Genomic DNA, 23468 nt, shown 5'->3' on the forward strand with positions numbered 1-23468 from the left:
GCAATCTACTCGTAACGAAGTGCTTCAATTGGGTCTAATTTCGCAGCCTTGTTCGCTGGAATTAATCCGAAAATAATACCGAGTGTCATGGAGAATACGACGCCGCCAACGACAACTTCCCATGAGACCAGCGGTGGCCATTTCGCAAATGTGGACACAATATATGCTCCGCCATAGCCAAGACCAATCCCAATTAATCCGCCAAGCAGCGTTAACATAACCGCTTCAATTAAGAATTGTAGCAAAATTTTGCTACGCGTTGCCCCAAGCGCCTTCCGTATACCAATTTCACGCGTACGCTCTGTTACAGATACAAGCATAATATTCATCACACCAATACCACCAACAACTAGAGAAATACCAGCGATTCCTCCGATAATCATTGTCATGATACTCGTTACTTTAGAAACTCCTTCTTGGAATTCTTTTAAGTTCATCATCTCATACTTACCTGAAATTTCACTTGGCTTACGACTATTTAATACTTCAACAGCTTTTTTACCCGCTGTTTCTAGATCATCTACATTTTTAGATTGTATGGAAATATTTTGAATTTCATCTGTTCCATATAAAGTTGGCCATAATGTAAGAGGAATTAATGCTTCTGAACTTTCAAATCCCATAATTTCATTATCCGATCGATACACACCAATAATTTGCATTGGTTGGCCTTTCATCTCGATAATTTTCCCAACAGGATTCTCATCTTTGAATAATACTTTTTCTGTCTTTGTACTAATCATGACCGCGTTATTTCCTTGAGAAATATCCCCTTCATTTAACGAGCGTCCTTTTACCACCTTTACTTTATTGACCGAAAAGTATTCACTGTCTAGCCCTATGACCATAACCATTTCTTTTTTATCATTTACCTCAAGTGGTTCCATTATAGTATTCGTTGTAATGACATGTGAAACTTCTTTAATGTTTTTCACTTCAAAAATGTCTTCATCTGTAATCTTTGGTGCTTCTTGTTCTCTACTAAATGGATCGTTGATATCAGGAACAAAGTGAATCGGCATAAGGTTATTACCAGAGCCGGCAATTTTCGACTTTAACATCGCCTCTCCGCCCTGTCCAATGGCAACAACAGTAATAATAGAACCGACACCGATAATAATACCAAGCATCGTAAGTGCGGAACGAAGTTTATGCGCTAGGATAGAAGATAGGGCAATTTTTATACTATCTAATAAACTCATACCGCACACCTTCTATCTTCCGTAATTTTTCCATCTCGCAGCACAATGCGTCTTGAAGAATATGCCGCGACTTCTTCTTCATGCGTAACCATAACAATTGTTGTACCTTCTGCATTTAACTTTGTGAAGATATTCATCACTTGTTCACCAGATTTCGTATCAAGAGCGCCCGTTGGCTCATCGGCCATAATAAACGTTGGGTTATTCGCAATTGCCCTTGCAATTGCGACGCGCTGCTTTTGTCCACCTGACAATTCATTCGGTAAATGATGCACCCGATCTGCTAATCCTACTTTGCTAAGAGCCTCAAGGGCACGCTTACGACGCTCCGCTTTCTTCACACCACCGTAAACAAGTGGTAATTCAACATTTTCCACCGCTGAAAGACGCGGCAATAAGTTAAAATGTTGAAAGACAAAGCCAATATATTCATTGCGAATAAGAGCAAGTTTTGACTCGTCTGCTGTTAAGATATTCACATCGTTCAACATATATTCGCCTTCTGTCGGACGATCTAAACAACCAATAATATTCATAAGTGTCGATTTACCAGAACCAGACGGGCCCATAATCGATACAAATTCACCATTTTGAATCGTTAAACTAATGCCGTGTAGAATGGGTACTGCCAATTTTCCTTGATAATACGTTTTTTGAATATTATTTAGTGTAATCATTTTTCTTTCACTTCCATTCCGTCATACACTTTGTCGGAAGGATTTTTAACCACCTTTTGTCCCACTGTTACACCTTCAAGAACTTCTGTCCAATCTCCATCAGTAGACCCTTTCTTCACATTTTGCTTACGAAGCTTTCCTTTTTCTTCTACATATACAAATGCATCGTCACCTTTTTCAACAATGCTCTTGCTTGGAACAGCAATCATTTTCTTATTTTCTAAATTGACTTGAAGTGACACATGATAACCTGGAGATAAACCATCTTGACTATCAAGGCTTGCTTTATATGTATATTGAGACATATTTTGCGTCGCTTCACCTGCTCCTGCCGCTTGTGCCATCTCTGCACTTGTTGGGAACTCACTTACCTCTATAATCTTACCTGTCCATTTTTTCTTACTGTTTGCTTTCGCTGTTACAGTAAATGTTTGATCTTTTTGAATTTGTGATTTTTGAAGCTCCGTTAATGTCCCTTGAATTTGGAATGGCTCTTTAGAAGCGATTTGTAAAAATGCTTTTCCTTGTCCACCCATCGCTTGTGAGGAACTTTGCGCTGCATCTTTATCTAGCTTTTGTACAACACCTGCAAAGTTGCTATAAATCGTAAGTTCTTTCTGTTTTTTCTGTAATTCTTCTACCTGCAACTTACCTTTTTCTTTTTCAAGATCCGTTGTTTTTTGCTGTAATTCTAATTCACTTACTTGCTCTTCCATCGGCTCTGTCACTTCTTTTCCAGCGCCGCTGTCTTTCGCTTTCTTAATCTCTTTCTTCAATGAATCTATTTTCTTCTGCGTCTGATCATAACGCATCGTTGCCATTTTTTGCTCAAGCTCGGCTTGTTGTATTTGCAAATTGATTTCTTCATTATCATAAGAGAATAACTTCGTTCCCTTTTCAACTTCTTGCCCTTCTTTTACGGCAATATCTTTCACTTTCCCTTTTGTTGGATCTGCATAGAAACTTTCGATATTTCCTGGCTTTACTTGTCCTGCAATTAATTTCGTATTATTTAGCTTACGCTCTGTTACTTTTTCGAAACTAATAGCATCCGCCTTCGCCTCGCCCTTCTTATTTTGCATGACGAAAATGTTAATCGCTGCAACGACAACAATTAATGTAATAATCCCAATGATCATCCATTTCTTTTTTTTGTTTGGAGTACGAACCGTGTTTGGTAACATATTCTCTCTCCTTTTTATATTGATATGATAATAACAACATAATACAAAACTTTCAGAAAAACATAACGAAACCTTTTCTACCATTACGCCTTTTTTACAAAGTTTTACACTGACAATTATATTGTAACAAAAATAATAATGTTTAGAAATATAACAGCTTATCTTTTAAGCAAGTTTTAAGGAAAAATAGCGTAAAAAAGCCACCTTACATAAGGTGACCTGAGCGATGTTTAAAAAGATGTTCTCTCGGTTCATCTTCCATTAAAAATCTCGAATCATCTTTTCTCATTTTTTTAGGAATATTCCTTTTCACAAGCTGAAAGGCTTCATATTCAGCTGCATTCATCGCTCTTTGAATCATACACCCTTCGCTTTCCCCTTGTTTATCAAGCATCCAGCCTGTTTCACTCTTTAATTGTCTCCGAAACTCTTCTTTTGCTTCCTCATTTGGAAACATCCCTTCATTTACTCTCAAATAAGTCTCCACATTCATTGGAAACCACTCATCCTCATACCCATTCTCCACAAAACAAATTGAAATCCCAACCGGTGTGCTACGAACGACAAAATCAAATGTACAATCCTCTTCTGTGACAGTTGCTGAACAAAAATAGAACGTCTCAACTTCCGATATAAAGATTCCCAACCCCAGCAGCTCCTTTATACATATAATTCGTCTTTCAGACTCCTACTAAATTTTAACATGTATTTTTAAAGCAATTGTAAAGTATACGTTAAGTTTATATGTAGAGAAGAGCCATGAAACACGTATATTCTTGAAAGGTAGATGATGCATGTGTAATAGAAAATATATTAATATTATCTCGCAAAAAAACATTATTCCTCGTTTTCTCAGTTCCAGCTCATTGCATGAATCTCCCTTTATTAAAGGAGTTTTTCTCTCTTTTTATCTATCAAGTTATGGAAGATAATAAAAAGAGAGGCTCATCTTAACTATTACAATATAACAAAATCTATTTAACAATATTTTAGAAAGGAAGCGAATCAAGTGAACTATAAGAGAATTACAACAAAACTTACAGTAGGAATTTTGGCAGCGAACTTACTCCTTTCCCCCGTCAGTACTTTAGCTGCAAAAAAGACATTTCCAGATGTACCAAAGTGGGCGCAACAATCCGTTAACTACTTAGTAGAGAAAAAAGCACTTGACGGAAAACCAGATGGAACCTTCTCACCCTCTGAACAAATTGACCGTGGTTCAGCTGCAAAGTTAATGGCTATGATACTAGGTTTAAAGATTAACAAAGAGGCAAAACCGTCGTTCCAAGATGCCAAAAACCATTGGGCAGCTCCATATATTGCAGCGGTTGAGAAAGCTGGTGTCATTAAAGGGGATGGAAGCGGTAACTTTAACCCTTCTAAACACATTGATCGTGCTTCTATGGCCTCTATGCTTGTTGAAGCTTACAAACTAAACAATAAAATTATTGGTGATTTACCAACGCAGTTTGGTGATTTACAAGGACATTGGGGCGAAAAACTAGCGAATATATTAGTTGCACTAGGAATTTCAAAAGGAACTGGAGATGGCTGGAAACCACGTGATATTGTAACGCGTGCAGAAGCAGCACAATTTATTGCACAAACAGATATGAAAAAAGCAGATACGGCAAAAAGAATGTATATGAATAGATATTTCATTACATATCATCAGCCATCATTATCCTCAGGGATTACAGCAAATCAGCATGCACCGCAAATCATTGTGGTCAAAGAAAAACGTGCAGATGGTTGGTTAAAAATTGTAACGAATAAAGGTGATAAATGGACTCCGTTACAAGAAAAGAGAGAAGCGATTCATAGTACATTTACTACGTATCAAGAAGCATCGCATTCGTCTAGAGTATTGGGCACATATGCTCCGCAAACAGTAACAGTTATTGAAGAAAAGGGTAGTTGGATTCGCATTCGGACAAATGCTGGTTTCCAATGGGTAGATAAAAACCAATTAACCCCTCAAAACAAACAAGACAAACAAAATAAACAAAATAACTTCTTAGAAGGAAAAGCAATTATTATCGATCCAGGTCATGGCGGAATAGATATCGGGCATAAAGGGATTTATATGAATGAAAGCCCAGTTGTATACGACACAGCAGTACGCGTGCAAAAACTATTTGCTCAAAAAACACCGTTTACTGCACTGCTAACACGTGATGCACATTCAAGACCAGGAAAAGATGCAAAAGACTCTCTAGTAAAACGAGTGGAATTTGCTCAAAAAAATAAAGGTGATATCTTTGTAAGTATTCATGCGAATGGTTACAACGGCAGCGCACATGGTACAGAAACTTTCTACTACAAAGCTCCAACGCAAGAAGCAAATCCATATGTAAATGATAGTCGTGTACTGGCTGAAAAAATTCAAAAGCGTCTGATAACGGCTCTTAAAACACGTGACAGAGGTATAAAAACAGAAAATTTATATGTCCTTCGCGCAAATACAATGCCATCTGTATTAACAGAACTTGGCTTTGTAGATAATGAAGCAGACGGAAAAAAATTAGCTTCACCTGAATGGAGACAACGCGCAGCGGAAGCCATCTATGCTGGTATCCTAGATTACTATGCATGGAAAGGCCATAACGTGTCTGCTTATTACTAAGTCAATTCATATATCCAAAGAACGAAAGATAAAGTGATCATTCACGAATAGTAAAATACAGGAAAAGTTGTATTTTCTCATATAAATCTTCAACCATTATAAAAAGAGCAATCCAAAAACATTTCTTTTTGGATTGCTCTTTTCTATACATCATTATGCTGTTTTGTTCGCTGGACTTTTTCTTTCGTGTCCAAGTTGTACAATTAATAGGAATAATGTTGATAGAATACCACCTGCAAGTAGTAAGATAAAGCAACCATCCCAGCCAGAGTGATCAACCATGAATCCGATGATTAAGTTCGCTGTTAAGCTTCCTCCTACATAAGCAAATAGACCGCACATACCAACTGTTGTACCTACTGCAAATTTCGGTACTAATTCCATTGCACTTAGACCAATTAAGAACTGAGGAACATAAATTAAGCAACCGATAATAGAAACAGCAATACTTACAACCAGTATGCTAGTTGCCTGCCAATATACAATCGTTCCAACAACAACACCAGCCATACTAATTACGCATAGCGGCATACGTTTTCCTTTAAATAATTTATCACTTAAAAGACCAACTAGTAAGGAACTTGGAATTGCCATTCCTTCAAAAATAGAATACGCTGCATGGGACTGCGCTTGCGTAAATCCTTTTACAGTCGTTAAGTAAATTGGTACCCAGTTAATAACACCAAAGCGAATTAAGTATACGAATGCATTCGCAATACATAAGTACCAAACAAATTTATTTTTCACAACATATTTCATTAAAATGTCTTTTGGTGACATTTTGTTTGCATTGTCTGCTTTTTCAAGATTTTCATAGTCATTACGATATTCATCAATTGGCGGAAGACCAGCAGATTCTGGTGTATCCTTTGCATTGATCCACATAAGAACTGAAATTACCATTGCAATTATCGCCGGGAAAATAAACACGCCGGCTTGCCAATGACTTTCACCGAAAATACCTACACCGATACCAACAAGTGGTGGTACAAGCATGCCGCCAACGTTATGTGAAATATTCCAAAGCCCTGTTTTCGTACCACGCTCTTTCTTTGAGAACCACTTTGTCATTACGGTACTACAAGGCGGTGCCCCCATCCCTTGGAAAATATTATTGAAAACTAATAATGTTAAAATCAATCCAAATGAAGATGCAAACCCAAAACAAATATTTATAATTGCTGATAAGAATAAACCAACCGCAATAAAACGCTGAGCATACGCTTTATCTGATAAATTCCCCATAAAGAACTTACTTAGTCCATATACAATCGCAACAACGGAACCTAATAAACCAATTTGCGTTGTACTAAAACCGTATTCCTTCATTAAATATGTACTTGATAACGTAAAGTTACTACGAACTAAATAATACGCTGCATATCCAACTGAAATCCCAATTAACACGCGGATGCGTAACAGTCTGTATACTTTATCAATCATATCCGCTGGTAATCGTTCTATCGCTGGTGCTGGTTTTAACCATTTAAACATACCATCTCTTCTCCTTTATCTACTTTTGAGAGAGACGCTGTCTATTCCAAATCTCGATAAGCCCACTATTTGATATATCTTTATTTGTTCTTCTCACAGGCTGACCTTCTATTTCTTTCTGATTCTTCGCAAGCATAGTTGGCACGCCAAACGAAACTTTCTCTAAAATATGCCCCGCTTCTTCCGATAAGCAATAATCAATAAATAAATCCGCTAGAATACCACCTGGTGCATCTCTTAGTTTCGAAATGGCGTTCACAGATAACCCTGTCTGCCCCGGCACTTGACTTACAATCGGAAAGCCCTGTTTTTGAAGCATTCGCTGATCTCCTATAAAGTTAATTCCGATCAAATATTCCCCACTTGCTACATACTCAGCCGGCATATATCCATTAATTGTCACTTTCGCAACTTGATGGGCAAGACTTTTCACATACCCTTTTGCTTCTTCTTCACCAAATGTATCAATAAATGATTGGAACAACGTGTAGGCAGTTCCTGAAATATTGGGATTCGGCATGACCACTTTCTCGGCATATGCAGGGTGTAATAAGTCTTTCCACTCCTTCGGATAAGAAAGTCCTAGCGGCGCAATTTCTTCATTCCACCGCTCCTTATTCACCATAATCGCAAGTTGTTCTACTTCATAGCCATACCAAAAGTCATCTTTATCTTTAACAGCTGTAGAAAGACGACTGGCATGCTGACTTGTAACCGGAATGGATAGCTTTTTTCGCTTCATCGTTTGATGCGCATCTAATGTACCGCCAATAATAATATCCGCCTTCGGACTTTTCGATTCCTCTTCTACTCTTCGTAATATTTCTTCTGTCGAAAGGCGAATAAACTCATACGTACACCCGCGCGGCTTACAAAATGATGATAGAAGCGCTTCACCTACTTCTTCACGAGCCGCTACATACGCAACAAGATGACGATCCTTTAAATTTGGAAGACCATTTTTATGATATTGAATAGAGGTTGTATCTCGAGAGCAACTAGACATCGCTCCTCCCATTACAAGCAAAAAAAGAAAAAAGGCTATCTTTCTCATGAAACATTCTCCTTTACAAGCAAATCAGCTAGGGAGCCTTTCATATACATGACATTCCCATTATTATCACCAAGATACTGCACAACGAAGTACGAAGGGTAGACAGAGATTGTCAATATATCCTCACGATGATTCGCAACGTGCTTTCCTCTGTGATAAGCAGTCACATAAGCAATCGGTTCATTCTGTGATTGCAATAGCTTCTGAATTTCTCCATAATCTGTTATTTGTTTTGCTTGCCGAATCGAATCTAAAATCGGCGTAAGATCCACCGTACGTACCCTTCCGCCTTGCTTTATCACAACTTCCTGCGCCGAGGCAAAGAATTTGTAAATCAACTCCGGCGTATAATAGAGGCTTAGTAAATACGTTTGAAACGCAGAAACCATCGTATTCATGCCCTTCTTGCCGTATACCTCTTCCCCGTACTGGAACAAGTCACCTACTGCAAAAGTACGCTTATGTCCATTCAAGTATGTTACTTCTCCAGTAAATACTTGTTCCTGGACCTTCGCTTCTGTTTGCTCTACTTTCATTCGATCAAAGAACGAAACGATCGCATGTAGACGAACTTCATCCGTTACAACGACTTCTCCCCACTTCTCATGCTTTACTCTTACTTCAGTCGGAAGAGATTCATTCGATTTTTCTAAAACGGCTTCTTTATCATCCACAATTGTAATGCGGTTATATAACTGCTCCTCTAACATATAAAACAATATGAAAGAAGCAATGATACAAAAGACAAAGAAAAGAATTTGAAATGATAGCCTTTTCATTTCTGCCTACCTCCAAGATAAAAAAACGTTGTTTCGAAAATACCGCATAATTGTTTCATAAATGTATCATTCAACCGCTTTCAAGTTTTTTATATCTTCCATATGCCTTGGCAATAAAAATGTCAGCGTCACAACCGTTCCCACTTCCGCGCTACTTTCAATCTGCATGCTTCCGCCTTGCTTATTCATAATCTCCTGGCAAATGGATAAGCCATAGCCATTTCCATAACTAGAAGTAAGCTTTGTCCCTTTTGAAGAGCGATTCCATTCAGCTAGCACTTCTTCATCCATGCCAATTCCGTCATCATACATCCTTACTTTTGCTTCCCGTTCATTCATCGTAACACTCAAACTTACCTTAGAAGCATCACTATACTTAATCGCATTATCAAGCACATTTAAGAAAATCTGCTTTGTCTTATCAAAATCCGCCACAACATGTATTTCCGGTAATTCATGAATCGCCTCCATTTCAAATTGCTGCAGGCGCGGAGTAACAATGGAAATGGCTTCGTCTGCTAACTCCCTTATATTCACAATCGTTGGCGACACTTCAAACGTACTCGTTCCGTATTTTGATGATTGCAAGAGTTCCTCCACAAGCGATAATAATCGATGACTTTCCACCGAAACATAACGGAGACTCTCCTTTATATCTTCCCTTGATTTTAACTTTGGAATTAAATCGACATACCCAATAATCGCTGTAAGGGGTGTTTTTAACTCATGTGTAATTCGGTCTAAGAAATCCTTTTGCTTTTCCTTCTCTTCCTTCAGCTGCGATATATGAAGCTCAATCCCATCCGCCATCGCATTAAAGGACGCAGAAAGCTGCGCAATTTCTACATATTCATTCAGCTCAATCTTACTTTGATAATCGCCATTTGCGAGCCGCTGCGCCATTTGCCGTAACTGATCAATTGGCTTATGAAGTGAATTTGCTAATCGAATCGCAAAGAAAATTCCTCCTGCAACTAAACAAAGCGATGTCATAAGAAACGTCCAGCTCACATTTGTTAAAATCTCCTTCTCATCCTTTAGCTCACTAATAAAGCGAATGGAGCCAATGACATCGTTTCCATAATAAACCGGACTTGAAAATAAAAGGAGCGGCGCTGGTTCATTATCTTCAAACACATACGCTTTCTTTCCTTGTAATGACTTCTCAATATCGACGTTCTTATGAAGCAATGCCCCTTTCTCCGTATCTGCCACAACGTCTCCATTTCTCCCAATCATCTGCACGCGGACATCCATGCGTTTTGCTAAATAAGATGCCACAAGAAGCGAACTTTGTCCGATTTTCTCTACTTCTGCTTCCTTCTCTATATAATTCATCGTATACATTTGCGCTTCTACACTTAGCTTCTCTAAGGAAGCCGCTGCATTACGATACATATTCTTCTCAAGCGCAATATAAATCACGGTATATAAAAGACAAAGAATCGGAATCAACAATCCGACAATGCCAAACACCATATTTCGTTTTAACGACATCTCATCACCTAACAATCCAGCTTATATCCAACACCGTAAATTGTCTTAATATGCTCACCACTTGCCTTAAGTTTCTTTCTAAGGCGCTGCACCATAATATCCACCGCTCTTGTATTCCCGATATACTCAAAGCCCCACACCTTCTCAAGCAATTCTTCTCTCATAAATACGCGCTGCGGATTCGAAACAAACAGCTTACATAAATTAAACTCCCGGTACGTCAGCTGCACTTCCTCTCCATTCACATGCACCTTCCGTTCCTTTGGACAAACGACAATCTCGCCAGCACGAATCACCTCATGACTCTGAGGCACTTCCCTCTTCGTCACGCGCCGCGCCATATTCTTCACTCGAAGAATCAGCTCGGCATAATTAAATGGCTTCGTCACATAATCATCTGCACCAAGCTGAAGCCCAAGCAACTTATCATTCATCTGACTCTTCGCTGTCAGCATCAGCACCGGAATATCGCGATCCCTCTCCCGAAACAAACGAAGCAACTCATATCCATCTATATCCGGAAGCATCACATCTAAAATGAGCACATCCGGCCCATCTTCCCATCTCTCTAGCGCCTCTTTCCCACTAGCTGCCGTCAGTACCTCATATCCTTCGATCTCCAGCTGCATCCGAATCAAATTCCGAATGCTCGATTCATCATCCACCACGAGAATTTTCATCTGTCTCCTCCTTTCATCGCATATTTTAGTATAGCAAATATCGTACAAAAAAAGAGAGGCGATCATCGAACATATTTTGTCGATGATCGCCTCTTTTTCTTATCTAGATATTATTATTTTGCTACAAAATAATCCGTAACATACTGCGCCCAAAGTTCATGTCCCTTCTCAGATGGAAAACCGAATTCTTCCTGCAAGTATGGCATAATTGCTTTCGTTGCTGAACTTGGCCATGCTTCCCAGTGATTAATGTATGTATAACCATTTTGCATCGCAAATTGCTTTAATGCCTCAATCGCTTTCGGATAATTTTTCGCACCGTATACTGGGTTCGGCGGCTGAATCATAATCACAGCGTCTTTCGCACTCGTAGCAAGCGCTTGTACAAACTTTTGTGTATTGGCTACAGAATTTCCATTACCTGTTTTATTATTATCTGTAATAAAAGGTGGTTCAAATAAAATAACATCAGGACTCTCTTTCGCAATCTCTTTATTTCGCTTATTTGCAATTAATTCATCCGTACTTTCATTTTTATACGCTTTTACCGTTACATTCCATAAGCCTTTACCATATGCTTCATCTAAATTCGCTATAAATTTCGTTGTCCAAGCACCGTTTTCAGATGATGATGCTTGATCACCAACAATAACAAGATTGACTGTCTTCTTATCAGCAACTGCTTTCTTTAATTTTTCTTGCACTGCATCTGGTAAATTCTTTGCATAATTTTCATTAAAAGATGCCTTTGTATCTTTTGTACTTTGCTTTCCCTCTTCTATTTTTGTCTCTTGCTCTTTCGATTCAACTTTTGTTACTTTCACTTCACTTGTCTGTTCCGTTGCTTTTGCAATCTTCTTATTCCAGTACAATTTGCCACTTACAATAGAAGCCACAAATAGTACGAAAACGACAAGGACAAGCACTACTTTCTTATTCATCGATTCACCTCGTCTACTAATCTCACACCATATAATAGTAATACAAAACTATGCGAAAATAAACCCAACTCCTACCAAAGAGAGTTGGGTTTATACATTATTGTGTTAACTCAAGATGAGCTTTTAATTTATTTGTTAACTCTTGTTTTGCGTGATCTGTAACATAATAGTACCAAATGCCGTCAGCTGCTTTGTGACCATCTCCTGGGATTTGGATTTCTTCACTATTTTTTAAACAATCTTTATAGTTTTTCTGCATCTCAAACATTTGATCCTGTGTTAAATTCGTCTTCACATTCTTTTGAATTGCATTTAATACATCACCGTAGTTTGTAAGCGAAGAGAAACTTGCTCCTTTTTTAATAACAGCTTGCATCACTTGACGCTGACGCATTTGACGTCCAAAGTCTCCACGTGAATCCGCCTTACGCATACGAGTATATGCTAAAGCCTCATCACCTGTTAAATGAATATTTCCCTTCGCAAAATGATGCTTGTTTTGTGTAAATTCTAAATCATTATTTACATCTACCCCATCAACCGCATCAACAATATCCTTAAATCCTTCCATGTTCACTTCTATATAGTAGTTAATAGGAATATTTAAGAAATTCTCTACTGTCGCAACAGACATGTCTACTCCACCGAATGCATAGGCATGGTTAATCTTATCTTTCTTTCCTTTTCCCACAATCTCTGTGTACGTATCACGAGGGATACTTAGCGTTTTCATAGAGTTCGTTTGTGGATTGAGCGTAATAACCATAAGGGAGTCTGAACGTCCTTTATCAGTTCCACGTTCATCTGCTCCTAGTAATAAAATTGAAACAGGCTTAGACTTACTAATTTTTTCTTCCTGCTTATTATTTTCATCACGTTTTAAAGGTTTATGAACTTCATCTAATGTTTTTGAAACTGAGGAATAAATGTTGTAGGCGTAAATTCCTCCACCTATAATCATGATTCCTATAACTCCTAATATCCATAATACAATTTTCTTTTTCATTCTTTCACCTTTCTTTCTTTAACCAACAATAACTCCCTAATTATACGATATATTTCCCTTTTTATCATTTACCCTCAAGATATTCCTCTCCAGCCACAAATACTACACCAATATGTTCATCTAAAAAATAGACGAATAACATTTTTCGTTATCCGTCTATTTAAATTTATATTATTCCTTCTTTTCTCCAAGAGCAAATGTAATTTCTGCTTCACAGACAATTTCACCATCTACCGTTGCGACAGCTTTTCCTTTTCCAATCGGACCGCGTACGCGTGTCAATTCCACTTCTAAGCGAAGTTGATCACCCGGGCGGACTTGTTTTTTAAAGCGGCAATGATCAATACCTCCAAAGAAGGCTAGGCGTCCGCGATTTTCTTCTTTCTTTAATATCGCAATTGCTCCAACTTGAGCCAACGCTTCCACAATTAATACCCCTGGCATGACTGCATATTCAGGGAAATGCCCATTAAAGAATTCTTCATTTGCAGATACATTTTTAATTCCGACTGCGCGCTTTCCCTCTTCTACTTCTAATACTTGATCAACGAGCAAGAATGGGTAACGGTGCGGAATGATTTCTTTAATTTGTTCTATGTTTAACATGAAAATATCGCTCCTTCTTCCATATTGGTCTTACCACTAGGATATATGTTATTATCCCATTTTGCCAGTGGTTTGTCATTATAAAAAAAGAAACGCTATAGATTTCAAAAAAAATGCACACACCCTTTTCTCAATAACAAGCTTCATATTATAAAATAATTGCAGCTAACACGGAGGTAGAAAGGAGCGTGTGCCCAAGTTAGGGAAAGGCAATATATGTATTCATACATTATTTGCCTTAAGTGTCGTATTTGGCATCATTATATTACATATAATTTCAAATGAGAAAACATTAAATTTAACCATATATATGAATATATTGTATATTTTCGTTCATTTTCTCTATTTTCCTTCCATTTTCTTAAAAAATTAAATTTCAAAAATACAAAAAAGAACTGAGGCTATTTCCTCAGTTCTTTTTCGACTTATTTCAACGCACGCTTCGGCAATTTATCAATATTTTCTAGCATAATACCTGTACCAACAGCTACGCAATGCATTGGGTTTTCAGCGATTAATACTGGCACCTTTAATTCTTCAGCAAGAAGCATGTCAATGCCGTGTAATAATGCTCCGCCACCTGTTAAGATTACACCGCGGTCAATGATGTCTGCAGATAATTCTGGTGGAGTACGCTCTAATACACCTTTTGCTGCTTGTACAATGATTGCTGCGTTTTCTTTTAATGCTTCTGTAATTTCTTCTGAACATACTGTAATTGTACGTGGTAAGCCTGTTACCATATCGCGTCCACGAATTTCAAGCTCTTCACTACGTGCACCAGGGAATACTGTACCGACTTTGATCTTAATATCTTCTGATGTACGTTCCCCGATTAATAGTTTATACTTACGTTTAATATAGTTTAGAATCTCCATATCAAACTTGTCACCAGCCATTTTGATAGAGGAAGAGGTAACAATATCACCCATTGAAAGTACGGCAATATCTGTTGTACCTCCACCAATATCAACAACCATGTTTCCGCTTGGCTGGAAGATTTCCATACCAGCACCGACAGCAGCTACTTTTGGTTCTTCTTCTAAAAAGACTGTTTTTCCACCTGAACGTTCAGCAGCTTCACGAATTGCTTTTTGTTCTACAGATGTGATATTTGTTGGACAACAAATTAAAATACGAGGTTTTGAAAAGAAGCTCTTTACATCCAGTTTGTTAATAAAATGTTTTAACATTGCTTCTGTAATGTCAAAATCTGCAATTACACCATCTTTCAGCGGACGAATCGCTACAATATTACCAGGTGTACGTCCTACCATACTTCTTGCTTCTTCACCCACCGCTAATACTTTGCCAGTATTACGATCAATTGCCACAACTGATGGTTCATTTAATACAATACCTTTACCTTTTACATGAATTAATACGTTAGCCGTTCCTAGATCAATTCCGATATCTCTCGCAAACATTCCTATGTTTTCCTCCTCAATATTCAAAGTCAGGTTGCACCCGAATTCTTTTACACCTAATTTCTGATTTTATCATAAATTTAACAGAAACGTAATATTCGCAAAAAGAATTCTTCTTAAAATTACGAAGAAATGCATAAGGAATGTTTGCTTTCTAGTCTTTTATTGCTGCACGGTTCTTTCTGTATCTTCTTTTCTATATTTCTGTTTTGTTGCTTCCCCTCCACGCAAATGACGAATTGACTTATGATAATCAAGAATTTCCTTTACTTCATTTGCAAGCTCTGGATTAATTTCTGGCAGACGCTCTGTTAAATCTTTATGGACTGTACTTTTTGATACCCCAAATTCCTTTGCGATTACACGCACTGTCTTTCTTGTCTCCACGATATACTTACCAATCTTGATAGTTCTCTCTTTGATGTAATCGTGCACACCACTCGCCTCCCTAAATTGGATGTGAGAAGCGTGAAATGAGACTCGCTGCATACGACTAAGAAGTAAATTCGAGTGCTGTTTGTAAGCGTTAAATATTCTAGGATTTATACTGAAATGCCTCACGATTTCTCACCTCAAACACTCTCTTTGCTTTGGTTTATATCATTGTATTGCCCGCCTTACTGATATATGCTACATGTTCGCTATTTTTGCGGACTAAGTGAAGAAAAATTACAAATTTGTGTGAGAAATACGTTAACAATGACAATTTTCTCGGTCAAAAAAATGACACTCCTAAAAAAAGAGCGTCATTCTTCATGATCATATTCTTCTTCTAATAATTGATGGTGGGGAACTTCCTTCTTGCTAGTAATGTAATAATATAAAGTAAATAAAACGAACAATAAAATCATGACACTTGTCAGAACAAATACAAATGACAGAGTAATCCCCTCCTTTTAGACATATATATTCGAGAATACCGTTATTTTTCCTTGTTCTTGCCATTCTTTCCTTGCAATTGATTACTTGTATATAAAAATAAAAAAATCAATCCTCGAAAGTCGGATTGATTTTTTATTGTATTATTGTTGTGTAGAAGAATTGCTAGATGATTGTGTAGAATCATTTGTTGATTTTTCTTCTTTTTGCTGCTTGTCTTCCAGATTGCTATTTGTAGATTTATCCTCTTTTTGCCCTTTCTCTTCAGGCTGACTATTTGTGGACTTATTTTCCGTTTTACCTTTTTCTTCAGACGTGCCGCTTGTAGACTTATCTTTGCTTTGCTGTTTATCCTCAGTTTTATTTGCAGCACCGCTTGTTGCTTTCGTTTCGCCTACTTCTACTTTAATGTCCGCTACAGATTTATTTAAGTAGCTCTCTGGGTTAACAGCCACACTATTTTTACGTACTTCAAAGTGAACATGAGAACCTGCTTCTTTATTCATCGCACTTAGGCCGGATTTTCCTAATACTTCACCTTGTGCAACCTTTGCACCTTTTTCTACTTTTACACTACCTAAGCTTTGATAATATGTTGTAACACCATTTCCATTATCCACTGTTACAACATAACCAAGTAATGAGTCTTTTTCTGCTTTTGTTACTGTGCCGCTTAAAGCTGCGGTCACATCGAACTCTTTCCCATTCTTGGCAGCAATATCAATTCCTTTGTTTGGAGAATATGTGTTGTTATAAAAGACTAGTGCTTGTTCTTGCTCTTTCTCCGATGCTCCATCCTCATAAAACTTCTTCTGTACTACTACTTCTGCATTTGCTGCAGCTGGCATTTTCACAACTTCAGAAGACTTCGTTACTGGAATTCCTGGATCTTCTGCTTGATTATACGGCGTTGCTCCCTCATGATTTGGCGCTTTCTTTGGATTTGCTGCCTGAAACCATAGAGCAACTGACAAAATGACTGCCGCACAAGCAATGTATATTGCCGGAAATACCCAGCGTTTTTGAAATAAATGAACTACTTTTCGCGACTTTTTACTATTCCTTCCTCGCATTCTATCATCACCTCAGCAATCATTTTGAACAAGATTCCTTCATCCTATACAACCTATAACAAATTATTTTTCGACAAAACCTGTAAAAATATGTATAGCACTTGCGAAATTTCCGGGGAAATGATGAAAAAAGAAAAAACTGAGCAGTTTGGCTCAGTTTTTAGTCTAATTGTTTCTTTTTATAAATAACAAGAACAGCGATGACAGTTATCATGAGCCAAATCGCAATATTGCATACGTTGAATTGAATGGCTGAGAAACCTTTTCCCTTTACTACACTTACAATGGCTTCAAAAATATGCGTCGTCGGTAAATACGCTGTGATCTTTTTTAAGATTTCGTTCTTAATCATTTCATTTAAAAACGGCGCCACAAACAAAAACATCGAAATAGGTGTTACTATTACAGACACTTGTACTAAATTTTTCGATAGTAAACCAATGAGAAATCCAAACACCATAAATAATAACGTTCCGATTATAAAAATCATTAACAGTAAGAAAATACTGCCTTGCAAAGCATTTAATAATACTAAGCTAATAATGTTTAACAAGATGCTAAAAATGACGATAGGTAATGATTTACCAGCAATGATTTCAAGGGGAGATGCAGGCGAGAGCATGAGCACGCGCAATGTATGTTTTTCTTTTTCTTCAGCAATTAAAGTAGCTTGCGCAATTGTTGTAACCATGCTCATAACCATAACAACAACAATTCCGCCCATAAATTCCTTTCCGTCCCCCAGTTGTTTATAGAAAAGCGCTAATCCTAGCGGCATAAGGGCCATCAGTAAAAATTGTGCATTATTCTTTAAATCCTGCATCTCTTTACGTAAAATAGCTGAAAATCGTTTACTTGAAAAAGTCATGCTAAATCCCTCCCAGTTACTTCAATAAAAATCTCTCCTAAAGTTGGTTCATAGGAATGAATTGATAGTAGTTCCCCATTTTTCATCCATTCCGAAATACGTTTTGCACCTAGTTCATCTTTTTGTACCGTTTCTTTTTTCTTATCTTTTAATACAACTTCAATTTTGTCTTTCGCATATTGTAAGCGAAGATTTTTTGGCGTATCAAGCGCTACAATCTCCCCGCCGCATAAGAAGGCAATGCGGTCACAAAGCGTTTCTGCTTCATCCATGTTGTGCGTTGTTAAGAAAATAGTTGTCCCCTCTTTATTTAAATCTTTTAAGATATGATGAATGTTTTGGACGTTTACGGGATCAAGTGCTGATGTTGGTTCATCTAAGAAGAGAATGTCTGGTTTATGCAGAATGGCTCTCGCTAATGTGACACGCTGCTTCATCCCTTTCGATAACTTCTTCACTTGTGTTTTTTTATCTTCTATTAAGTTCACTTGCGTGAGTACTTCATCAATTCGTTCCATTTTACAATCGTATAAGTCACAAAATAATAATAAATTATCATAAATGCTAAGCCTTTCATATAGGCCGCTATTATCTGTTAAAATACCCATTCGCTTATAGTCAATGCTACTTAGCTCTGTAATATCCGCCCCTAATACTCTCACTGTTCCAACACTATGGAGTAACTGAGAGGTTAAAATTTTCACTGTCGTTGTTTTCCCTGATCCACTCGGTCCAAGGAAACCGAAAATTTCTCCTTGTTTTACCTCAATATTGACATTTCGAAGTGCTGTTTTTTTATCAAAGGTTTTCATTACATCTTTCATTTCAATTGCCAATGTCATTTCGTCATCCCCTTCGTTTTCTTTTCTAGATTATTTCGCTTCGGCAGGCTCGTTTGCCACCTCAGCTTGCTAGGTTCGCTGCTTCTGACCTAATCATATGAAAAACAAAAGGTTTACGCAGTAAAATACCGGTAAAAGGAGTATTTTTACCGGTGAATGCATCCTATTTCAGCTCTACTAGAGCATCATTTATAGTCCAATGACATCTTTCAATTCATCCATTCTTCCTTTTGAAAGCGGAATGGAACTTTTGCGATCATCATCTAAAATTAAACTGAAACTATTTCGCGTCCAAGTGATGACTTCTCTTACACGTTGTAAGTTCACAAGGTACGATCGGTGACATCGAAAGAAACCGAATCCTTTTAATCTATTTTCTAACTCACTTAATGTTAATGTACATATAAAATCTTCTTCATGAACATGAATATGAGTTGTACCACTTTGCGTTTCAATAAAATGAATCTCCATCGGATCCAACAAAATAATTTTGTCGTTCACTTTTGCCGGAATTCTTTCCAATTTCATTTGCGGAATCATTTGAACCCCTTTTTCTTCCTCTTTCTCTTCTACTTCTTCCTGTTCAAATTCAATCTTTTTTACACCTTCTTGATTTAATATGTATACATCCTCCGTTAAGGAGAGTGCATCAGATAAAAAGGACGATGTAATAAAAATGGCTTTTCCGTTCTCTTTCATCTTCATAATTGCCTTGCGAATGATAATTGTACTTTCAATATCTACATTTTGCTCTGGTTCTTCTAAAATAATTAAATCCGGATTATGAACCATCACTCTCCCAATATGAAGGCGACGCTTTTCAGAAAATGATAGCTTCTCTATCTTTGTATCCAACTTATCGAGCAATCCAACACATTTCACAATTTCTTCCATGTCAATATTTGAGTCATACAATCCAGACAAAAAGGAAAGATATTCTTTCACTTTCAAACGGTTATATGCTTCATCTTTTAAAAAACAAAATCCAATGCGGGAATATACACTTTTGCGAATTGGCTCTTCTTCAAATAATACCGTTCCGGAAGAAGCATCTTCTTCCCCAATGATAATGCGGTGCAATACTTTAGCAGTATGATTATTACATTGCAGTACAACGCATTGTCCTTTTTCAACGCTCATATCTATAACCGGCAACTGATTTGTCTTCCCTAGTTGTTTTAGCTCGAGTAACGCCATCTTTTCTCCTCCAGATGAGTTTTTTATCTTATTATATCAAACAATACACGGAAAATTATGATATTTTCTCATTACAAAAAGGAGCTCATGTAGATGAACTCCTTTTTGTTTCAAATCATCGATCTATTGTTAAACGAGCAACACTTACGTATCATGAATCCCTTGTCACTTAATTTTTCGCCATTAACTTGCCTTCATAGTCATTTAACGTTTTAATTTCGATTCCTTTATAATAATGTGCAACAATCTCTGTATACTCTTTTCCCTCTTTTGCCATTCCATTCGCACCATATTGACTCATACCAACACCATGTCCGTATCCTTTCGTTGTAACGACAATATGATTCCCCTGTTGTTTCCATGTAAAATCAGAGGAGCGTAAGCCAAGCTTTGTTCGCACTTCTTTCCCTGTTAATACTTTCCCTTGAAACTCGACACCTTTTACACGTTTTCCTTCTGTGCGCTCTTGAATATTACCGACTTTTCCGTTTTCCAGTATCTTTACCCCAAGGCGCTTTTGAAAGTCAGCTACAGTAAATGTTTGTTCACTCGTAAATTTCGGCGAAGCTTGATCCCATGGACTGTCCACACTCTTTAAGTACGGGTAATCATTTCCCCAATAATCCGCAGCATTTTCCGTGCGTCCATTACTCGTTGAAAAGAAAGAAGCTGTAATCGGGCTACCTTCATACGTTAAAACTTGTCCGGCCGTTTTCGATACAGCTTCTTCAACCTTTTTCAAATTCTTCTCATAGTCCTTACCCCATATCTTCTTTAATTCTTCTTTACTTTTGTATACTTGATCATTCACCGTGTCTGTTACATCTGCATTCTGTTTCTTCGCACCGCTTAACATACGCTGTACGATAAATGTTCTAGCTGCTAGTGCCTGTGCTTTTAATGCCTCTAACTCGAAGCTTGCATTCATTTCAGATGCTACAACGCCCGTAACATATTCTTCTAGTGGTAACTGCTCGACACTTTTTTTGGCATCGCGATATACTGACACTTGAACAGCAGTATTTACCTTCTGAGGAGCTGGTACATTTTGAACGACTGGAGGATTTTTAGACGGCTGACTTACTTTCGTTTTTGCGTATGGAATGACAAGTATGGCTGGCACAATAATAACAAGCGTTATTAAGAGCGCCATTGTAATGAAAAGTGGCTTTGAAATTTTCATCTTTTTCCCCCGCTATAAAATTAGATTCATTTTATTTCTATGGGGAATAGGAGATTTTTAGAACAAGTCTTACTTTCCATTTTACTTATTAAATTTTCTAAATTTTTAAGTAAGACATGCATAAGTCATGGGATAATTGACTATAACAGTAATAGAACAAAAAATAGCCCCCAGTCATGAGACATAGGGACTATTATCATTATGCATGAAGATCAGAAACTTCTTGTTCTTTCACTTCTTCCATGTGTTCATTGATACGTTCAATCGTTGCACCTAATGCAGCTAGTTTCTTATGGAAGTTTACATATCCACGATCTAGATGCTTTAGTTCGGTTACACGAGTGTGACCTTCTGCTACTAAACCAGCTAGAATTAACGCAGCTGCTGCACGTAAGTCAGTTGCTGCTACTTCTGCACCTTGTAAATTATTCGGTCCGTTCATAATAACAGAGCGACCTTCAATTTTAATATCCGCGTTCATACGACGGAATTCCTCAACATGCATGAAGCGGTTCTCAAATACCGTCTCAGTAATCATACTTGTTCCGTCAGCTTGTAATAATAATGCCATCATTTGTGATTGCATATCTGTTGGGAATCCTGGGTGAGGCATTGTTTTAATGTCAACGGCTTTTAATTTGTCTGGACCGATAACACGTAACCCTTCATTTTCCTCAATCACTTTTACACCCATTTCTTCCATTTTCGCCGTAACAGAGCGTAGATGTTCTGGTACTGCATTTTCAATTAAGATGTTACCACCTGTAATTGCTGCTGCAACCATAAATGTTCCCGCTTCAATACGGTCAGGAATAATAGAGTGGTGCGTACCATATAATTTATCAACGCCTTCAATGCGAATTGTTCCCGTTCCAGCTCCGCGTACTTTAGCACCCATTGCATTTAAGAAGTTCGCTAAGTCGACAATTTCCGGTTCTTTCGCAGCGTTTTCAATAATTGTTGTCCCTTTTGCTAATGCAGCAGCAGACATAATATTTTCTGTTGCACCTACGCTTGGGAAGTCTAAGTAAATTTTTGCACCTTTTAGTTCTCCCTCTACGTATGCCTCAACGAATCCATTACCAACTTTTACTTTTGCTCCCATTGCTTCGAAGCCTTTTAAATGTTGGTCAATTGGACGTGAACCGATTGCACATCCACCAGGAAGAGCAATGCGAGCGCGACCGTTACGTGCTAATAATGGCCCCATTACTTGGACAGATGCACGCATTTTACGTACATATTCAAACGGCGCTTCAATTTTTAACTCTTTTGAAGCATCGATTGTTACTTGGTTATTTTCAAATACGACTTCAGCATTTAAATGACGTAATACCTCATTGATTGTGTATACATCAGACAATACTGGTACTTCAGATAGTACATTCTTTCCATCACTCGCTAATAGGGCTGCAGCGATTATAGGTAATACAGCATTTTTCGCGCCCTCAACACGCACTGTGCCGTTCAACCGCTTTCCGCCACGGACGATGATTTTTTCCAATTTATTCCCCTCCGTGTCCTTTTTTCAATATCTATTCATTCAATACTCAGAAGTTATGATCGGTGTGCCAACCACAATTGTATCTTTGTTGTCTGTAGAACGTATTGCTATTTGCACATTTATTTTCTCTTTATTTGTTGAAAGAGCGTCATTCCACTTTTTATTATATGCGGAGATTGACACAAATGCTCTTTCTTCTATTTTTTCGATCGCTCTTGCTGAAAGATCTTTCAAAACCTGATTGGTTTTATTTTGCAAAACACCTTCAATCTTATCATTCAGTACACCCTTAACACAAGTGTAAATTATAGGTTTTGTACTAAAAATTGTATCCATTTTTCGAATGTTTTTTGGATCCCATTTTTCCCCGCTTACTTCAAAGATAATGAAAGTGTTTTCTTTAGTATTTTTCTTACTCCAAGTGACTACTATTCGTTCTTCATAAGAAGAAAATTTTTTATGTGCCGTTGCTTTATATCCATCGTGAGATTGTTCCAATTCCCACTTCCGAACATTTGCTTTTTCCTTTACATCGTTTAACAATTTTTGAAACGTATGTATGTTAGAAATTGTTTTCGTCTCCCGCGCTAACCATGACCATCGCTCCACTTTTGCTCCATTCTTTTCAAGAGCGGCAATCATACTTTCCATTTTCTCTTCATCGTTTATCGGTTTAACCCCTTTATATCCGACTAAGAATACAACCATGATTCCGACAACGATAAGAATCGTTTTTAAACTCTTCAAGT

General features: G+C 37.6%; 23 protein-coding genes. 1 reads left to right on the forward strand and 22 read right to left on the reverse strand.

Translation table 11 applies throughout. The features are described 5' to 3' along the window. Positions 1–5: 5 nt before the first annotated feature. The 4 genes from MR059_RS09110 to MR059_RS09125 all read right to left on the reverse strand — a co-directional run bounded on the left by MR059_RS09110 (position 6) and on the right by MR059_RS09125 (position 3709). Positions 6–1202, reverse strand: a complete 1197-nt coding sequence (locus MR059_RS09110; RefSeq protein ID WP_012096231.1) for an ABC transporter permease — start codon at positions 1200–1202, stop codon at positions 6–8. Then, positions 1199–1879 (reverse strand): ABC transporter ATP-binding protein, encoded by a 681-nt coding sequence (locus MR059_RS09115; RefSeq protein WP_012096232.1) that lies wholly within the window; start codon positions 1877–1879, stop codon positions 1199–1201. The genes MR059_RS09110 and MR059_RS09115 overlap by 4 nt, the downstream gene beginning before the upstream one ends. Beyond that, a complete protein-coding gene (locus MR059_RS09120; protein ID WP_087095582.1) occupies positions 1876–3063 on the reverse strand; it encodes an efflux RND transporter periplasmic adaptor subunit in 1188 nt (395 codons plus the stop codon). Before MR059_RS09120 ends, MR059_RS09115 begins: the two co-directional genes overlap by 4 nt. 205 nt (positions 3064–3268) lie before the next feature. Next, positions 3269–3709, reverse strand: a complete 441-nt coding sequence (locus MR059_RS09125; RefSeq protein WP_012096235.1) for a hypothetical protein — start codon at positions 3707–3709, stop codon at positions 3269–3271. A gap of 363 nt (positions 3710–4072) precedes the next feature. Between MR059_RS09125 and MR059_RS09130 the strand changes: the two genes are divergently transcribed. Then, a complete protein-coding gene (locus MR059_RS09130) occupies positions 4073–5689 on the forward strand; it encodes an N-acetylmuramoyl-L-alanine amidase (RefSeq protein ID WP_242161729.1) in 1617 nt (538 codons plus the stop codon). Between the two features lie 153 nt (positions 5690–5842). Here the strand turns inward: MR059_RS09130 and pgtP are convergent, their stop codons facing one another. From pgtP to MR059_RS09220, 18 genes are all read right to left on the reverse strand, one after another. Beyond that, positions 5843–7183 carry an MFS transporter gene (gene pgtP / locus MR059_RS09135; RefSeq protein ID WP_087095584.1) on the reverse strand — a complete coding sequence of 447 codons (1341 nt, stop codon included), beginning with the start codon at positions 7181–7183 and terminating at the stop codon, positions 5843–5845. Between the two features lie 19 nt (positions 7184–7202). Next, positions 7203–8237, reverse strand: coding sequence for an ABC transporter substrate-binding protein (locus MR059_RS09140; protein WP_012096239.1), 1035 nt, complete (start codon positions 8235–8237; stop codon positions 7203–7205). Beyond that, positions 8234–9016, reverse strand: coding sequence for a DUF3919 family protein (locus tag MR059_RS09145; RefSeq protein WP_087095585.1), 783 nt, complete (start codon positions 9014–9016; stop codon positions 8234–8236). The genes MR059_RS09140 and MR059_RS09145 overlap by 4 nt, the downstream gene beginning before the upstream one ends. 66 nt (positions 9017–9082) lie before the next feature. Then, a complete protein-coding gene (locus MR059_RS09150; protein WP_087095586.1) occupies positions 9083–10513 on the reverse strand; it encodes a sensor histidine kinase in 1431 nt (476 codons plus the stop codon). Between the two features lie 8 nt (positions 10514–10521). Further along, on the reverse strand, positions 10522–11193 hold the full coding sequence (locus MR059_RS09155; protein ID WP_087095587.1) for a response regulator transcription factor: 672 nt from the start codon (positions 11191–11193) through the stop codon (positions 10522–10524). Between the two features lie 113 nt (positions 11194–11306). Beyond that, positions 11307–12134, reverse strand: a complete 828-nt coding sequence (locus MR059_RS09160) for an SGNH/GDSL hydrolase family protein (protein WP_012096243.1) — start codon at positions 12132–12134, stop codon at positions 11307–11309. A 97-nt stretch (positions 12135–12231) separates the two neighbouring features. Next, positions 12232–13140, reverse strand: a complete 909-nt coding sequence (tagU, locus tag MR059_RS09165) for a polyisoprenyl-teichoic acid--peptidoglycan teichoic acid transferase TagU (protein WP_012096244.1) — start codon at positions 13138–13140, stop codon at positions 12232–12234. Positions 13141–13311: 171 nt separating this feature from the next. Continuing rightward, complete coding sequence (gene fabZ, locus MR059_RS09170) at positions 13312–13746, reverse strand: 3-hydroxyacyl-ACP dehydratase FabZ (RefSeq protein ID WP_012096245.1); 435 nt, start codon at positions 13744–13746, stop codon at positions 13312–13314. 425 nt (positions 13747–14171) lie between these two features. After that, a complete protein-coding gene (gene mreB / locus MR059_RS09175) occupies positions 14172–15173 on the reverse strand; it encodes a rod shape-determining protein (RefSeq protein WP_012096246.1) in 1002 nt (333 codons plus the stop codon). A gap of 162 nt (positions 15174–15335) precedes the next feature. After that, positions 15336–15608 carry a sporulation transcriptional regulator SpoIIID gene (spoIIID, locus tag MR059_RS09180; protein ID WP_041810135.1) on the reverse strand — a complete coding sequence of 91 codons (273 nt, stop codon included), beginning with the start codon at positions 15606–15608 and terminating at the stop codon, positions 15336–15338. Between the two features lie 311 nt (positions 15609–15919). After that, the gene (locus MR059_RS09185; protein WP_081428417.1) at positions 15920–16054 is read right to left on the reverse strand and encodes an ABC transporter ATP-binding protein; all 135 of its coding nucleotides are present in this window, start codon (positions 16052–16054) and stop codon (positions 15920–15922) included. A 141-nt stretch (positions 16055–16195) separates the two neighbouring features. Further along, on the reverse strand, positions 16196–17125 hold the full coding sequence (locus tag MR059_RS09190; protein ID WP_087095595.1) for a stage II sporulation protein SpoIIQ: 930 nt from the start codon (positions 17123–17125) through the stop codon (positions 16196–16198). Positions 17126–17285: 160 nt separating this feature from the next. Beyond that, positions 17286–17993 carry an ABC transporter permease gene (locus tag MR059_RS09195; protein ID WP_087095596.1) on the reverse strand — a complete coding sequence of 236 codons (708 nt, stop codon included), beginning with the start codon at positions 17991–17993 and terminating at the stop codon, positions 17286–17288. Further along, positions 17990–18835, reverse strand: coding sequence for an ABC transporter ATP-binding protein (locus tag MR059_RS09200; protein WP_242161730.1), 846 nt, complete (start codon positions 18833–18835; stop codon positions 17990–17992). The genes MR059_RS09195 and MR059_RS09200 overlap by 4 nt, the downstream gene beginning before the upstream one ends. A gap of 189 nt (positions 18836–19024) precedes the next feature. Beyond that, complete coding sequence (locus MR059_RS09205) at positions 19025–20032, reverse strand: LytTR family transcriptional regulator DNA-binding domain-containing protein (RefSeq protein WP_242161731.1); 1008 nt, start codon at positions 20030–20032, stop codon at positions 19025–19027. Positions 20033–20201: 169 nt separating this feature from the next. Then, on the reverse strand, positions 20202–21215 hold the full coding sequence (gene spoIID / locus MR059_RS09210; RefSeq protein ID WP_012096253.1) for a stage II sporulation protein D: 1014 nt from the start codon (positions 21213–21215) through the stop codon (positions 20202–20204). Positions 21216–21414: 199 nt separating this feature from the next. Beyond that, entirely contained in the window at positions 21415–22719 is a 1305-nt protein-coding gene (gene murA, locus MR059_RS09215; RefSeq protein ID WP_242161732.1) for a UDP-N-acetylglucosamine 1-carboxyvinyltransferase, read from the reverse strand. A 39-nt stretch (positions 22720–22758) separates the two neighbouring features. Continuing rightward, complete coding sequence (locus MR059_RS09220; protein ID WP_048723562.1) at positions 22759–23427, reverse strand: YwmB family TATA-box binding protein; 669 nt, start codon at positions 23425–23427, stop codon at positions 22759–22761. Positions 23428–23468 lie beyond the last annotated feature (41 nt).

This window comes from Bacillus cereus group sp. BfR-BA-01522, from assembly GCF_022662635.1.
Lineage (GTDB): Bacteria > Bacillota > Bacilli > Bacillales > Bacillaceae_G > Bacillus_A > Bacillus_A cytotoxicus.